Source organism: Streptomyces sp. NPDC004732 (assembly GCF_040609235.1).
Taxonomy (GTDB): Bacteria; Actinomycetota; Actinomycetes; order Streptomycetales; family Streptomycetaceae; genus Streptomyces.
The window spans coordinates 221,494-235,842 of sequence record NZ_JBEXJR010000006.1; the positions used below are offsets into that span (position 1 = coordinate 221,494).

12 protein-coding genes are annotated in these 14,349 nt (G+C 71.9%); 8 read left to right on the forward strand and 4 right to left on the reverse strand.

Annotation, left to right across the window (positions count from 1 at the left end):
* Window positions 1-58 precede the first annotated feature (58 nt).
* Window positions 59-247: a DUF5703 family protein gene (locus ABZV77_RS19670; protein ID WP_356258165.1), complete on the reverse strand. Its 189-nt coding sequence runs from the start codon at window positions 245-247 to the stop codon at window positions 59-61.
* A 47-nt stretch (window positions 248-294) separates the two neighbouring features.
* Here ABZV77_RS19670 and ABZV77_RS19675 point away from each other — a divergent pair, with 47 nt between their 5' ends.
* On the forward strand, window positions 295-1,095 hold the full coding sequence (locus ABZV77_RS19675) for a hypothetical protein (protein ID WP_356258168.1): 801 nt from the start codon (window positions 295-297) through the stop codon (window positions 1,093-1,095).
* Between the two features lie 93 nt (window positions 1,096-1,188).
* On the opposite strand, the gene ABZV77_RS19680 is transcribed toward ABZV77_RS19675, so the two are convergent.
* Together ABZV77_RS19680 and ABZV77_RS19685 are read right to left on the reverse strand one after the other, a co-directional pair.
* Window positions 1,189-3,450 carry a helix-hairpin-helix domain-containing protein gene (locus ABZV77_RS19680; protein ID WP_356258170.1) on the reverse strand — a complete coding sequence of 754 codons (2,262 nt, stop codon included), beginning with the start codon at window positions 3,448-3,450 and terminating at the stop codon, window positions 1,189-1,191.
* Window positions 3,447-4,427: an aldo/keto reductase gene (locus ABZV77_RS19685; RefSeq protein WP_356258172.1), complete on the reverse strand. Its 981-nt coding sequence runs from the start codon at window positions 4,425-4,427 to the stop codon at window positions 3,447-3,449. The genes ABZV77_RS19680 and ABZV77_RS19685 overlap by 4 nt, the downstream gene beginning before the upstream one ends.
* Window positions 4,428-4,616: 189 nt before the next feature.
* Here ABZV77_RS19685 and ABZV77_RS19690 point away from each other — a divergent pair, with 189 nt between their 5' ends.
* Window positions 4,617-5,672, forward strand: coding sequence for an LLM class F420-dependent oxidoreductase (locus tag ABZV77_RS19690; protein WP_356258175.1), 1,056 nt, complete (start codon window positions 4,617-4,619; stop codon window positions 5,670-5,672).
* A gap of 220 nt (window positions 5,673-5,892) precedes the next feature.
* The gene (locus tag ABZV77_RS19695; RefSeq protein ID WP_356258177.1) at window positions 5,893-6,681 is read left to right on the forward strand and encodes a ferritin-like domain-containing protein; all 789 of its coding nucleotides are present in this window, start codon (window positions 5,893-5,895) and stop codon (window positions 6,679-6,681) included.
* A gap of 1 nt (window position 6,682) precedes the next feature.
* Here the strand turns inward: ABZV77_RS19695 and corA are convergent, their stop codons facing one another.
* The gene (gene corA, locus ABZV77_RS19700; protein WP_356258994.1) at window positions 6,683-7,684 is read right to left on the reverse strand and encodes a magnesium/cobalt transporter CorA; all 1,002 of its coding nucleotides are present in this window, start codon (window positions 7,682-7,684) and stop codon (window positions 6,683-6,685) included.
* A gap of 62 nt (window positions 7,685-7,746) precedes the next feature.
* Between corA and ABZV77_RS19705 the strand changes: the two genes are divergently transcribed.
* The 5 genes from ABZV77_RS19705 to ABZV77_RS19725 all read left to right on the forward strand — a co-directional run bounded on the left by ABZV77_RS19705 (window position 7,747) and on the right by ABZV77_RS19725 (window position 14,321).
* Window positions 7,747-8,433, forward strand: a complete 687-nt coding sequence (locus tag ABZV77_RS19705; protein WP_356258180.1) for a histidine phosphatase family protein — start codon at window positions 7,747-7,749, stop codon at window positions 8,431-8,433.
* A gap of 73 nt (window positions 8,434-8,506) precedes the next feature.
* Window positions 8,507-9,097 carry a DUF3090 domain-containing protein gene (locus ABZV77_RS19710; RefSeq protein WP_356258182.1) on the forward strand — a complete coding sequence of 197 codons (591 nt, stop codon included), beginning with the start codon at window positions 8,507-8,509 and terminating at the stop codon, window positions 9,095-9,097.
* Window positions 9,061-9,885, forward strand: a complete 825-nt coding sequence (locus ABZV77_RS19715) for an SCO1664 family protein (RefSeq protein WP_356258184.1) — start codon at window positions 9,061-9,063, stop codon at window positions 9,883-9,885. The genes ABZV77_RS19710 and ABZV77_RS19715 overlap by 37 nt, the downstream gene beginning before the upstream one ends.
* A 44-nt stretch (window positions 9,886-9,929) precedes the next feature.
* Window positions 9,930-11,168, forward strand: a complete 1,239-nt coding sequence (mshC, locus tag ABZV77_RS19720; RefSeq protein WP_356258187.1) for a cysteine--1-D-myo-inosityl 2-amino-2-deoxy-alpha-D-glucopyranoside ligase — start codon at window positions 9,930-9,932, stop codon at window positions 11,166-11,168.
* A 93-nt stretch (window positions 11,169-11,261) separates the two neighbouring features.
* Entirely contained in the window at window positions 11,262-14,321 is a 3,060-nt protein-coding gene (locus ABZV77_RS19725) for an NPCBM/NEW2 domain-containing protein (protein ID WP_356258189.1), read from the forward strand.
* Window positions 14,322-14,349: the final 28 nt, after the last annotated feature.

Consider the following 14,349-nt stretch of genomic DNA (forward strand, 5'->3'; position numbering starts at 1 on the left):
CTCTGCTTTTGTGTACGCCGTACGGAGCGGGCCCCGCGACAGCGGGGCCCGCTCCGTTTCACCAGGTCGCTCTCAGCTGGCGAATGATTCGCCGTTTGAGGCGCACTCTGCGACTTCCGTCGGAGCGCAGACTCAGTCGGTCCAACTCCCAGTGCCCGTACTCCGCGTGGTCCGTCAGCAGGCGGGTGGCTTCCTTGCGGGTGACCCCGCGCGGTACATACACGTCGACAAATTCGTATTCCGGCATCGCATCTATTGTGCGGGCATGGGCCCGGTACGGATAGCGTCTGCACTATGTCTGATGCTGCGCAGCCCACCGCTGCCGAGGTACGTGCCGCCGCCGAGGCGGTCAAGACCGCGCTCGACCGCCACCTGGCCGCGGTCGAACGCAGGTCGGGCGAGGACGATCCGGCCGTCTACGAAGCGTTCAACGAACTCGCCGCGGCGGCCGAGGAGTACGACGAGCTCCTCTACGACCGCTACGACGAGGTCACCCCCTTCGAGATCCCCGGCACGGACGACGCCCTCCCGCCGTACCAGGGCCCGGACGAAGCGAACGCGCTGAGCGTGCTGCTCCGCCGCGACTACACCGTGGTGGAGCCGCAGCGGCTGCTGGCCCAAGCCCAGCGCGTCGCCGACCTCGAAGCGGGCGGCGCGGGGGGCGCCGGGTCGGCGGACACCGTGCACAGCGCCCTCGGCGTCCTCTTCGGGGAGTTCGAACCGGACGAAATCTCCTCCCGGCACAAGGAGTTCGGCCTGGAGGAGGGCGACTCCACGCTCTGGGTCACCGCGGTGGACACCCCCGCGGAGCCGGGGGAGTGGCTCGACGCCCCCTTCGACCAGGCCGACCCGCACCGGGTGCTGTGCCGGTTCGACGTCAGTGTGGTCTTCGACGACGAACTGGACGACGGCGGGCTCGATGGGCTCGACGGCCTAGACGGCCTGGACACTGACGTCGACATCGATCCGGACGTGGCGGTGCCCCTCGACGACATCGACGAGCCCGACCCCGACATCGAAGAGCCCGGCGCTGCCGGGGACGGCGTAGGTGAGGCGGACAGGGACGGCCCCGGCGCCCGCAGGACCGGCCTCTGACGGCTGCTTCCGGCGCCGCGGACCTGGCGAATCGCTCCTGCGCTCGCCGCCCTCCCGGGGGCGGCGAGCGCATTGCGTCGCAGGAGCGGCGGGTCAGACCGCCGCTGCGGGCACCTGCGGGCGCAGCAGCGTCTGCAGACGCGTCGTACGGTCCTTCCAGAGGCGCTCCGCCACCGCGCGCGGCAGCGCCTGCTCCACGCCCTGCACGACCGACAGATGCCGCTCCGCGCGGCTGAACGCGGTGTACACCCACGGCCGGGACAGCGCCTCCGCCGCGTCGCCCGGCAGCACCACGACGGCCGCGGGCCAGCGCTGACCCGTCGCCTGGTGCGCGGTGAGTGCCCAGGCGTGCCGCACCTCCCGCTCCACCCGCTCCTGGGGTACGACGACGGGGGCGCCGTCGCACTCCAGGTGCAGTCCCTCCGCGTCGGCCCGCACCACACGGCCGAGCGTCGTGCGGCCCGCCGCGGGGACGTACGCGATCCGGTCGTCGGGGTCGAAGCCGCCGAACCGGCCGGGACCCGGATTCAGCCGTTCCTTGAGGGCGGCGTTGAGCGCGCGGGTGCCCACGGCGCCACCGTGTCCCGGCGTGATGACCTGCGTCTGCTCGGCGGGCACCCCGATCGCCCGCGGCACCGAGTCCGCGACGAGCTGGACGGTGCGGTGGATCGCCTCGGCGGGGTCGCGCACCGGAACGAGGACGACCTCCTTGCCGGGCGCCTCGACCTGGTTCAGCTCGCCGATGCCGATGCCGGACGTCAGCTCCCCGATGGGGCCCGGGTCCGGGGTGCGCGAGACGACCTGCGGGCAGCAGCGCGCGGAGAGGAGGTCGGCGAAGACCCGCCCGGGGCCCGCCGACCACAGCACGCCCGGGTCGCCGCCGAGGACCAGGCGGGCGCCGTCCGGCAGGGACTCGACGAGCATCGCCGCGGTCTCCACGTCCAGCTGCGGCGCGTCCAGGACGACCAGGAGGTCGAGCGCGAGCGCGCCCTCCGCGTCGCGCCCGGGGCCCTGCTCACCCGAGAGCAGCCCGGCCACGGTCACCGCGGCCCCGTCCGCGCCCGTCGCCCGCGCGAGACGGCGGCGTCCGTCGGCGCTGTGGGCGGCGGCGCACACCCGAAGGCCGAGCGCCGCCGCCGCGGCCACCAGCGCCGCGGGCTCGGCACGCGCCTCCTCGCCACCGGAGTGCAGCACCAGTCCGTGCCCGGCGACGGCGCGGATCAGCTCGGCGGCGGACCCGGACGCCTGCGCCGCCGCGGCCTCCCACTCGGCGGCCCCGGGGCCGGAACCGTCTTCCTTGGGCAGTGAGTTGATCACCCTGGCGAGGCCGTCGGCGAGGCTCTCCTCCGCGAGTGCGTACCGCTCCAGGCCGATCAGGACGCGGACGGGGCGCTCCGGCTCGCCGTTCTCACGGTCTTCGCCGCCCGCACCGCTCTCTTCGTTCGTGCGCTGGACCGGCACCTCGGTCCCTTCGAGCGCGTCCTGGAAGACCAGCGCGTCGCCCTCGGCGAGCGCGCTCTGCACCGCCGCGTCGGGATCCGGCACCGCGCGCTGCCCGAGCGCGGCGTCGAGCGTCGCGGCGTCGAGCGCCGTGTGCCCCGCGACGGCGGCCTGCTCCAGGAGCCATACGGTGATCGCGCGGCCCCTGCGCTCGTTGTCGGGTCCGCACTCCGCGCCGAGCAGCGCCCTGGCGAATCCGTCGGCCTGCTCGGGCCGCACACCGGTGACCCGCAGCAACTGCCACGGGTCCGCGCGCAGTTGTCCGTCGGCGTCGTCGCCGAGCACGGCCGCCGTCTGTCCGGCGAGCGCGGGCGGGGCGCCTCCCTCGGCGAGCACGGCACGGACGGCCTCGACGGCCTCCTCCGCGGGTGCCTGGGCGGCCGCGGGCCGCTGCGGGCGCACGGGCTCGGGCGCACGGGACGGCGCGGGCCTGCGCGCGGGCTCCGGCTCCTGGAACGCGCTGGCGACGGGCTTGTCGCCGCTCTCCACGGCGCGCACGGCGGCCAGCAGATCGGCGGCGGTGCCGCTCAGCTTCGTCCCGGCGTCGATCGGCCCCTGCTTCGACGCCTTGCGCTGCTCGATCCGCTCCCGCAGCTCACGCTGCGCGGCGATCTCGGCCTCGGTCTCGGACAGCTCGGCGCTGTCGCCTTCGGCCTTGCCCTCGCCGTCGGCGCTCTTGCCTTCGGCCTCGCTCTCGCCGCCGTCGCCGTCGTCGGCGCTCTCGCTCGTGTCCGATGCGGGCTCGGTGTCCGGTGCGGCCTCGGCGTCCGGCGCGGCTTCCGCCGGGCCGGACGACTCCGCCTGCTCCGCGGCAGCGGCCCCGGGGTCCTCCGCGGCAGCGGGTTCCGTACTCACAGCGTGCTCCAGTCGTGATCGGGATAGCGGTGCACCGGCGCCGACACATCGTCGAGCGCCCGGCAGATCTCGTCAGGAAGACTAAGGGTCTCCACTGACAATGCGGCCGTGAGCTGCTGCGCGTTGCGCGCGCCGATGATCGGGGCCGTCACTCCTGGGCGGTCCCGCACCCAGGCGAGGGCGACCTGGAGCGGGGTCGCCGCGAGCCCGTCGGCGGCCGTCGCGACCGCGTCGACGATGTGGCCCGCCGTCTCGTCGAGGTACGGCGCGACGAAGGGCGCCATCTGGTCGGAGCCGCCGCGCGAGTCGGCGGGCGTGGCGTGCCGGTACTTCCCGGTGAGCACGCCCCTGCCGAGCGGCGAGGACGGCAGGAGCCCGACTCCCAGGTCGAGGGCGGCGGGCAGCACCTCGCGCTCGACGCCGCGCTGCAGCAAGGAGTACTCCATCTGCGTACTGGCCAGGCGGGTGCGGGTGCCCGGCGCGGCGAGCTGCCACGTCGCGGCCTTCGCGAGCTGCCAGCCGCAGAAGTCGGCGACCCCCGCATAGCGGGCCCGCCCACTGCTCACCGCTATGTCGAGGGCCTGCAGGGTCTCTTCCAGGGGCGTCCCCGGATCGAAGGCGTGGACCTGCCACAGGTCGACATAGTCGGTGCCGAGGCGGGTGAGGGAGGCGTCGAGCGCGGCGAGGAGGTGGCCCCGTGAGCCGTCGAAGCGGCGCTCCGGGTCCGGCACGCTGCCCGCCTTCGTCGCGATGACCAGGTCGCGGCGGGGCACGAGCTGCTCGATCAGGCGTCCGATGAGGTACTCGGCCTCCCCGTCGCCGTACACATCGGCGGTGTCGACGAGGGTGCCGCCCGCTTCCCAGAACGCCTTCAACAGGTCGGCGGCGTCGTTCTCCTCGGTGTGGCCCCAGGTGAGGGTGCCGAGTCCGATGCGGGACACGCGCAGGCCGGTCCGGCCGAGATGCCTCTGCTCCATGGGCGCTGAGATTACTGGCCGTACCCCCGCGACGGTCGAGCCTGTGGACAAACCAGCGATTGTGGAGAACCCGGTCACCCCTCCGTCACGGACTCCGTCGCCGACTCCCTCACTGACGGATCCGGCACCGCGCGCTAAAGTCCCCGGCACAGAACGTTACTCATGAGTAAAGCGGTAAGGGGATCGGTCATGCAGCTCGGGATCAACCTCGGCTACTGGGGCGCGGGGATGGACGCGGACAATCTCGCCGTCGCGAAGGAGGCCGACAAGCTGGGCTATGCGGTCTGCTGGGCCGCGGAGGCGTACGGATCGGACGCCGCGACGGTGCTGTCCTGGGTGGCCGCACAGACCGAACGCATCGACATCGGCTCCGCGATCTTCCAGATCCCGGCCCGGCAGCCCGCGATGACCGCGATGACGGCGGCGACCCTCGACTCGCTCTCCGGCGGCCGCTTCCGCCTCGGCCTCGGTGTCTCCGGCCCGCAGGTCTCCGAGGGCTGGTACGGCGTGAAGTTCGACAAGCCCCTGGCACGCACGCGTGAATACGTCGAGATCGTCCGCAAGGCCATGACCCGCGAGCGGCTCTCCTACGAGGGCGAGCACTGGACGCTGCCGCTGCCGGGCGGCCCCGGCAAGCCCATCAAGCTGACCGTCCACCCCCAGCGCGAGCACATCCCGCTGTACGTTGCCGCGATCGGCCCGAAGAACCTGGAGCAGACCGGCGAGATCGCCGACGGCGCCCTGCTGATCTTCCCCGCGGCGGAGCACCTGGAGGAGACCGCGATCAAGCACCTGCGGGCCGGGCGGCAGAAGGCGGGCCTGACCATGGACGGCTTCGACGTCGTCCCGACGCTGCCGCTCGCCGTCGGCGAGGACGCGCAGGTCGACGCCCTCGCGGACATGTTCCGGCCGTACACCGCCCTGTACGTCGGCGGCATGGGCAGCCGGAAGCAGAACTTCTACAACCAGCTGGCGCAGCGCATGGGGTACGAGGAGGAGGCCGCCGAGATCCAGGACAAGTACCTGGCGGGCGACAAGGACGGGGCGGCCGCGGCCGTGCCCCGGCAGCTGATCGACTCCACCACGCTGCTCGGTTCCGTGGACCGGATCGCCGACCGGATGCAGGCCTACGCGGCGGCCGGGGTCACCACGCTCACGCTGGCCCCCGCGGGCTTCACTCTGGAGGAACGCCTCACCGCACTGCGCGCGGGCACGGAGGCCCTGGAGCGCTCCGGGCTGGCGTAAGGCCGGGGAAGTCTGCGGCCGTGGTGGGGGCTCGGGGGGTCTTCCCCGCCACGGCCGTCACGGGGAACAACGCGTCAAGAGGCCCCTGGTTACGGCCTCGTGGCGGTGCCGGTGTCCTTCGTTCGGCGGAGCCGACCTCTACAGCTGTTGCCCATTGCGCAACCTCGCACTTGACTATTTCTTTGCGGAGGTCCGCGCACAGGGCATGGAGGTGCCAGTGATGTTGTCGGCCAGGAGTGTCTTCGAGGAGATCCTCGACAACGACGAGTCGTTCCGGCTCTTCTGCTCCATCGCTGCCAGCGGCGAGGCCCAGGGCGGCTGGGAGAACGGCCGCATCGCCGCGCTCGTCCCGGCTGCGGAGCGCGGGCTCGCGCCCAGGGTCGCCCGGCACGGCGCCGACGAGGACAAGCACGGCAGGATCTTCAACGCACTCCTGAAGAAGCGTGGCCTGCGACCGGTCGAGGTCCCGCACGACACCGACTACACGATGCTCCTGGAGAAGCACGGCATCGGCCTCGCGCACGACAAGCTGAAGGCCGACAAGCCGCTGTCCGTGCAGGACGTCGTCACGTACCTCGCGCACAGCAGGGTCACCGAGCAGCGCGCATCCGAACAGATGCGGCTGCTGCTCAAGCACTTCGCCGACCACCCCGACATCGGCCGCGCCGTGCGGATGATCTCCAACGACGAGGACAACCACCTGGCGTACTGCCACGAGGAGTTGCTCCGGTTCGCGTACGCGGGACACGGCCGCGCCATCCAGCGCACCCTGCGCGACTGCGCCCACGCCGAGATCCGCGTCTACCGCGACGTCAGCTTCGCGGTGATGGAGCGCATGGGACGCATCCTCCACTGGCCACACGCCAAACGGCAGCTGCTCACCGCGGGCATCCACGCCATGTACGGCTACGAGAGAGCCGTCGGCTGGCGGCGCATGGTCTCCCTGGAGATGCCGGACCGGCGTGACGCCCTCGGCGGTCCCGCCACGACGACCACCGAATTCGCCTGAGCTACAGCCAGCCGCGGCGCTTGAACATGCGGTACAGGACGACCTCCAGGACGGCCATCAGGAGGATCACGGCCGGATACGTCCACCACCAGTGCAGCTCGGGCATGTGGTCGAAGTTCATGCCGTAGACCCCCGCGATCATCGTGGGCACCGCGGCCATCGCCGCCCACGCCGAGATCTTCCGCATGTCGTCGTTCTGCCGCACGCTCATCTGCGCCAGATGCGCGGACAGGATGTCCGACACCAGCCGGTCCAGGCCTTCCACGGACTCGTTGACGCGCGTCAGGTGGTCGTTGACGTCCCGGAAGAAGGGCTGCGCCGTCTCGTCCACGAAGGGCACGGAGGGGCTGAAGGGGCCCACTCCGGAGAGGCGCGCCACGGGCAGCGCCAACGGCCCGGTCGCCCGGCGGAACTCCAGGATCTGCCGCTTGAAGGTGTAGATCCGCGACGCCGTGTTCCGCGAGGAGGCGCCGCCGTCCGGTGAGAAGACCTCCGCCTCCAGGACCTCGAGGTCGGACTGCAGCTCGTCGGCGACCTCCAGATAGTGGTCCACGGAAGCGTCGGCGATCGAGTACAGGACAGCCGTCGGGCCGTGCTTGAGGACGTCGGGATCGGCCTCCAGACGGTGGCGTACGACACCGAGGGGCGCGCCCTCGCCGTGGCGGACGGTGACCACGAACGAGTCACCCATGAAGATCATGACCTCGCCCGACGAGACGGTGTCGCTGTCCGGCTCGTACACGACCGGCTTGAGGACCATGAACAACGAGTCGTCGTAGACCTCCAGCTTGGGCCGCTGGTGGGCCTTGAGGGCGTCCTCGACGGCCAGCGGGTGCAGCCCGAACTCCTGGCTGACCTGGTCGAACTCCTTGGCCGTCGGCTCGTGCAGACCGATCCACACGAATGCGTCGCCCACGGCCCGCGCCTGGTCCAGGGCGTCCGAGAAGTCCTCGGGCCCCTCGGTCCGGCGCCCGTCCCGGTAGATGGCGCAGTCGACGATCACACAGCGCATTCTTCCCAGGCTTCACGCCTGTTGCACCCGCTGGGACGCTTAGGCTGAACCGCATGCCCACGCTGATCCTCGTCCGGCACGGACGCTCCACGGCCAACACCGCCGGCCTGCTCGCCGGGTGGACCCCCGGCGTGGCCCTCGACGAGCGCGGCTCCGCACAGGCCGCCGCACTCCCCGGACGGCTCTCCGCGCTGCCCATATCCGAGGTGGTCACCAGCCCCCTGCAGCGCTGCGGGGAGACCGTCGCGCCGCTGCTCGCCGCCCGCCCGGGGCTCCAGGTCCACACGGAGGACCGCATCGGGGAGTGCGACTACGGCGACTGGTCGGGCCGCAAGCTCGCCGAGCTCTCCGACGAACCCCTGATGGAGGTCGTCCAGCGGCATCCGTCCGCCGCCGCGTTCCCCGGCGGCGAGTCCATGCGGGCCATGCAGACGCGGGCGGCCGAGGCGGTCCGGGAGTGGAACGCGCGCGTGGCGCGCGATCACGGTGAGGACGCCGTGTACCTGATGTGCTCGCACGGCGACGTCATCAAGTCCCTTGTCGCGGAAGCCATCGGGCTCCATCTCGACCTCTTCCAGCGCATCTCCGTGGAGCCCTGCTCCGTCACCGCCATCCGCTACACACGGCTGCGGCCCTACCTCGTACGCCTCGGCGACACCGGCGACTTCGCCTCGCTCGCGCCGCACGAGGAGCCGCCGGGTGACGACGCCACCGTGGGGGGCGGTGCGGGCGCACCGTGATCGTCGCCCGCAGTAGGGTGAACCGGGCCGTAACAGCCCTTCATACTTTTCAGCCGATCAATGGAGACAGGACGTGTCCCGTCAGGTGTTCCTCTACGACCCCCCGGAGCGATTCGTCGCGGGAACGGTAGGGCTGCCCGGACGGCGTACCTTCTTCCTCCAGGCCTCCGCGGGCATCCGAGTGACCAGCGTCGCCCTGGAGAAGACCCAGGTGGCCGCGCTCGCCGAGCGCATGGAGGAGCTCCTCGACGAGGTCGTACGCCGCAGCGGGGGCAACGCCCCGGTGCCGGCCGTCGCATCGTCCGAGGTCTCCGACAGCGCGCCGCTCGACTCCCCCGTGGAGGAGGAGTTCCGCGTCGGCACGATGGCGCTCGCCTGGGACGGCGAGGAGGAGCGGATGGTCGTCGAGGCACAGGCCCTCGTCGAACTGGACGCCGATACCGAGGACGATCTCGCCGCGGCGGAGGAAAGGCTTCTGCAGGACGAGGAGAACGGCCCGCCGATGCTGCGCGTCCGGCTCACCGGGGCGCAGGCCCGGGCCTTCGCCAAGCGCGCCCTGGACGTCGTCAACGCGGGCCGCCCGCCGTGCCCGCTGTGCAGCCTCCCGCTCGACCCGGAAGGACACGTATGCCCGCGCCAGAACGGATACCGGCGGGAGGCGTGACCGTCGCCGACCCCGTCGCGCTCCTCACCCACGGGGAGCTGACCGTGCGCGGCCGCATCCGGGAGGCCTCGAACGCGGTGCTCTACTGCACGGTCGCGTACGAGGGCCAGGAGGCCGCCTGCGTCTACAAGCCGGTCGCCGGGGAGCGCCCCCTGTGGGACTTCCCCGACGGCACGCTCGCCCAGCGGGAGGTCGCCGCCTACGAGGTGTCGCTCGCCACGGGCTGGGCCCTGGTGCCGCCGACCGTCCTGCGCTCGGGGCCGCACGGCGAGGGCATGTGCCAGCTGTGGATCGAGGACTCGGGCGACGCGGAGCTGCTCGCCCTGGTCGACGGGGACGAGCCCGGCGACGGCTGGAAGGCGGTCGGCCTCGCGCAGGTCGACGAGGACCGGACGGCGCTCCTCGTGCACGCGGACGACGTGCGGCTGCGGCGGCTCGCGGTCCTCGACGCGGTGATCAACAACAGTGACCGCAAGGGCGGCCATCTGCTGGCCGCCGACGGGCACCTCTACGGCATCGACCACGGCGTCACCTTCCACGCCGAGAACAAGCTGCGGACGCTCCTGTGGGGCTGGGCGGGGGAGTCCCTGACCGAGGAGGCCGTAGCGGCCCTCCAGGCCCTGCAGAGCGGCCTTGAGGAGGGCGCAGACCTGGCCGGGCGGCTGGCCGGGCTGATCACCGCCGTGGAGGCCGAGGCGCTGCGCGCGCGGGTCGCGGCCCTGCTGAAGTCGGGGCGCCATCCCGAGCCGAGCGGCGACTGGCCACCTATTCCCTGGCCGCCGGTGTGATCCCCCACTCGTATACGGACGCCCCGTCCGGTTAGGCTCAGGGCATGCATGCCTGGCCCGCTTCTGAGGTCCCCGCCCTTCCTGGCAAGGGCCGCGACCTCCGGATCCACGACACCGCGACCGGTGGACTCGTCACCCTCGACCCCGGTCCCGTCGCCCGTATCTACGTCTGCGGTATCACCCCGTACGACGCGACCCACATGGGTCACGCGGCGACCTACAACGCGTTCGACCTGGTGCAACGCGTGTGGCTCGACACCAAGCGGCAGGTTCACTACGTCCAGAACGTGACCGACGTGGACGACCCGCTCCTGGAACGCGCCAACCGCGACGGCAAGGACTGGGTCGAGCTCGCCGAGGGCGAGACCGCACTGTTCCGCGAGGACATGACCGCGCTCCGCCTCCTGCCGCCGAAGCACTACATCGGAGCCGTCGAGGCGATACCCGGCATCGTGCCGCTCGTCGAACGCCTCCGCGACATGGGCGCCGCCTACGAACTCGAGGGCGACGTCTACTTCTCCGTCGAGTCCGACGCCCACTTCGGGGAGGTGTCCGGACTCGACACCGCCGCCATGAAGCTGCTCTCCGCGGAGCGCGGCGGCGACCCGGAGCGCCCCGGCAAGAAGAATCCGCTCGACCCGATGCTCTGGATGGCGGCCCGCGAGGGCGACCCGAGCTGGGACGGCGGCAGCCTCGGCCGCGGCCGACCCGGGTGGCACATCGAGTGCGTCGCCATCGCCCTCGACCACCTCGGCATGGGCTTCGACGTGCAGGGCGGCGGATCCGACCTCGCCTTCCCGCACCACGAGATGGGCGCCTCGCACGCGCAGGCCCTGACCGGCGAGTACCCCTTCGCGAAGGCGTACGTCCACGCGGGCATGGTCGCCCTGGACGGCGCGAAGATGTCCAAGTCCAAGGGCAACCTCGTCTTCGTGTCGAAGCTGCGGCGCGACGGCGTCGACCCCGCGGCGATCCGGCTCGCCCTCCTCGCGCACCACTACCGCGCGGACTGGGAGTGGACGGACGGCGTCCTCGAAGAGGCCGTCGAGCGGCTCGGCCGCTGGCGCGCCGCGGTGTCCCGCCCCGACGGGACCGCCGCCGAGGCGCTCGTCGAGGAGATCCGCGCCGCCCTCGCGAACGACCTGGACGCACCGGCCGCGCTCGCCGCGGTCGACCGCTGGGCCGCCCGGCAGGACACCGCGGACGACACCGACGGCACGGACGAGGGCGCCCCCGGCGTCGTGTCCCGCGCGGTGGACGCACTGCTCGGCGTGGCCCTGTAGGCACCGCTTCACCGAATGGGCCGCTCCGGAAATCCAGGAGCGGCCCATCAAAGTCCATGGCCCTGGCACCCGTTGAGGCGCTAGACCTCCGCCATGAGATCTCCCACGCGCTTCGGATCGGCGGCCGCTGCCGCTCTCCTGGGCCTCCTCGCGACCTTCGCGGGGCCCGGCGGCGGCTCCGCGCAGGCCGCCGACGAGCCCGCGACCACGGTCGGCGACGTCACCGCCTTCGACGCCGAAGGCCCCGTCTACCACCTGACCGCAGGCAAGGCAGAGGCCCGCGTCAGCTTCGTCTCGACGGAGACCTTCCGTCTCGAACTCGCCCCCGACGGCAAGTTCACCGACCCCACGGGCGACGACATCGTCCTGCCGCAGGGCGACGCGCCCCGCACCAAGTGGGCCGACAAGGGCGACCGTTACGAGCTGAGCACCTCGAAGGTCACCCTGCGCGCCTACAAGGCGCCGCTCCGCTTCGCCCTGTACCGGGCCGACGGCAGCCGGGTCTGGGCCGAGTCCAAGGGCCTGTCCTGGACGAAGGACACCACCACACAGAGCCTCGCGCGCGGCGCCGACGAACAGTTCTACGGCGCCGGGATGCAGAACGGACGCGGCAACACCTCGCACCGCGGCAAGAAGGTCGAGGTGAGCGTCGACTACAACTGGGACGACGGCGGGCACCCCAACTCCGTGCCCTTCTACCTGTCCTCCCAGGGCTACGGCGTCTTCCGCAACACGTACGCCCCCAACACCTACGACTTCGCCGAGCCGGTGACCGCCACCGCGAAGGAACAGCGGTTCGACGCCTACTACTTCGCCGGGCGCGGCGGCGACGCGGCCAAGGACGTCATCGGGCAGTACACGAAGCTCACCGGCAAGCCCTTCCTGCCGCCGGTCTACGGCATGGAGATCGGCGACGCCGACTGCTACCTCCACAACGCCAACCGCGGCGAGCGCCACACCCTGGACTCCCTGAAGGTCGCCGACGGCTACGTCGAGAACGACATGCCCAACGGCTGGATGCTGGTCAACGACGGCTACGGCTGCGGCTACGAGAACCTCGCCGAGACCTCCAAGGGCCTCGCCGAACGCAAGATGAAGATGGGCCTGTGGACCGAGGACGGCCTCGACAAGATCGCCGAGCAGGTCAAGGCGGGCCAGCGCGTCGCCAAGCTCGACGTCGCCTGGGTCGGCGACGGCTACAAGAAGGCGCTCGACGGCTGCAAGGACGCGTACAAGGGCATCGAGGACAACAGCGACGCGCGGGGCTTCACCTGGGCCCCGGAGAGCTGGTCGGGCGCGCAGCGCTGCGGCGTGCAGTGGTCCGGCGACCAGAGCGGCGGCTGGGAGTACATCCGCTGGCAGATCCCGACGTACGCAGGCTCCACCATGTCCGGGCTCGCCTACACGACCGGTGACGTCGACGGCATCTTCGGGGGCAGCCCCAAGACGTACGTACGCGACCTCCAGTGGAAGATGCTCCTGCCGGTCACGATGACCATGGACGGCTGGGCCGTGAGCGACAAGCAGCCCTTCCGCCAGGGCGAGCCCTACACCTCCATCAACCGCAAGTACCTGAAGCTGCACGAGTCGCTGCTGCCCTACCTCTACTCGTACGGCCACGAGGCCACGAAGACCGGCGTGGGCGCCGTGCGACCGCTGGCCCTGGAGTACCCCGACGACCCCAAGGCCGCCACCGACGCGGCCAAGTACGAGTTCCTCACCGGCGAGGACTTCCTCGTGGCGCCCGTCTACAAGGACACCACCGAGCGCGACGGCATCTACTTGCCCAAGGGCACCTGGACCGACTACTGGAGCGGGCGGACCTACCAGGGCCCGACCACCGTCGACGGCTACAGCGCGCCCCTCGACACGCTGCCGCTCTTCGTCAAGGGCGGCGCGACCGTGCCGATGTGGCCTGGCGGCATCCGCTCCTACCAGGACAGGACGCCGGACTCCCCGCTCGCCTGGGACATCTACCCGCAGGGCAACTCCTCCTTCGAGCTGTACGAGGACGACGGCGTGACCCGGCAGCACCGCGACGGCAAGTACGCCACCCAGCGCGCCGACGTGCGGGCGCCGCACTCCGGAGCGGGGGACGTGCGGGTGCGGATCGGCGCGAGCAAGGGCGCGTACAAGGGGAAGCAGACCAGCCGCCCCTACGCGTTCACCCTGCACACCGGGGACGCGCCAAGCCGCGTCGAGCTCGGCGGCCAACGGCTGCCGCGCCTCACTTCGAAGAGCGCGTACGACAGCGCGCGGCAGGGCTGGTTCTACGACCGTGACGACCGCGGCGGCGTCGTCCGGGTCAAGACCGCTGCCCTGCGCACCGACCGCGCCTTCGAGCTGCGGCTCGACGACACGAGCGCCGTGGGCGGCGCCGTGCCCGGGGCACCCGCCTCCGTGGGCGTCCCCGCGGGCCAGGAACTCGGCGCGGGCACGCCCGGGAAGATCGCCGTCGACATCACGGCGGGCACCAAGGACGCCACCGGGGTCGAGGCCACCCTCCACGCCCCCGAGGGCTGGACCGTCGGCACGGCGAAGACCGACCGGGTCCCCGCGGGCACCACGCGCCGCGTCGAGGTGGCGCTCACCCCGGCCAAGGACGCGGACATCGGCGAACAGCCGCTCACCGCGACCGTCCGCCACCGGTCGGCAGGCCAGGAGCGCACCGCCGTCCAGCGGTTCGCACTCGGCGTGATGCCCGAGGCACCGGCGAAGGACACCTGGGCGAGCGACCTGAAGTGGCTCAAGTCCACCAACGGATACGGGCCCGCCGAACGCGACCGCAGCAACGGGGAGTCCGGCGCCGAGGACGGCCGTCCGCTGACCCTGGCCGGAAAGACGTACGAGAAGGGGATCGGCACGCACGCCGACTCCGCGATCGAGGTCTACACGGGCGGCCGCTGCTCGAAGTTCACCGCGGACGTGGGCATCGACGACGAGATCAACGGCTACGGAGAGGTCGCCTTCTCGGTCGAGGCCGACGGCAAGGTGCTGTGGACCTCGCCCAAGGTGACGGGCGCCTCGGCGACCGTCCCGGTCGACGTCGATGTGAGTGGCGCGCGGCACGTCGAGCTGAAGGTGGCCGACACCAACGGCTCGAAGAGCGGGGACCACGCGGACTGGGCCGCGGCCGAGTTCGCCTGTTCCTAGACAAAACAGACAAGTAAGGGAGCGGCGC

Excerpts from the sequence above, each read along its gene's own strand:
- ABZV77_RS19705 (WP_356258180.1), top strand. The coding sequence starts at position 7,747 with ATGCCCACGCTGATCCTCGTCCGGCACGGACGCTCCACGGCCAACACC.
- ABZV77_RS19685 (WP_356258172.1), bottom strand. The coding sequence starts at position 4,427 with ATGGAGCAGAGGCATCTCGGCCGGACCGGCCTGCGCGTGTCCCGCATC.
- ABZV77_RS19670 (WP_356258165.1), bottom strand. The coding sequence starts at position 247 with ATGCCGGAATACGAATTTGTCGACGTGTATGTACCGCGCGGGGTCACC.
- ABZV77_RS19675 (WP_356258168.1), top strand. The coding sequence starts at position 295 with ATGTCTGATGCTGCGCAGCCCACCGCTGCCGAGGTACGTGCCGCCGCC.
- ABZV77_RS19725 (WP_356258189.1), top strand. The coding sequence starts at position 11,262 with ATGAGATCTCCCACGCGCTTCGGATCGGCGGCCGCTGCCGCTCTCCTG.
- ABZV77_RS19695 (WP_356258177.1), top strand. The coding sequence starts at position 5,893 with ATGTTGTCGGCCAGGAGTGTCTTCGAGGAGATCCTCGACAACGACGAG.
- ABZV77_RS19715 (WP_356258184.1), top strand. The coding sequence starts at position 9,061 with ATGCCCGCGCCAGAACGGATACCGGCGGGAGGCGTGACCGTCGCCGAC.
- ABZV77_RS19690 (WP_356258175.1), top strand. The coding sequence starts at position 4,617 with ATGCAGCTCGGGATCAACCTCGGCTACTGGGGCGCGGGGATGGACGCG.
- mshC (WP_356258187.1), top strand. The coding sequence starts at position 9,930 with ATGCATGCCTGGCCCGCTTCTGAGGTCCCCGCCCTTCCTGGCAAGGGC.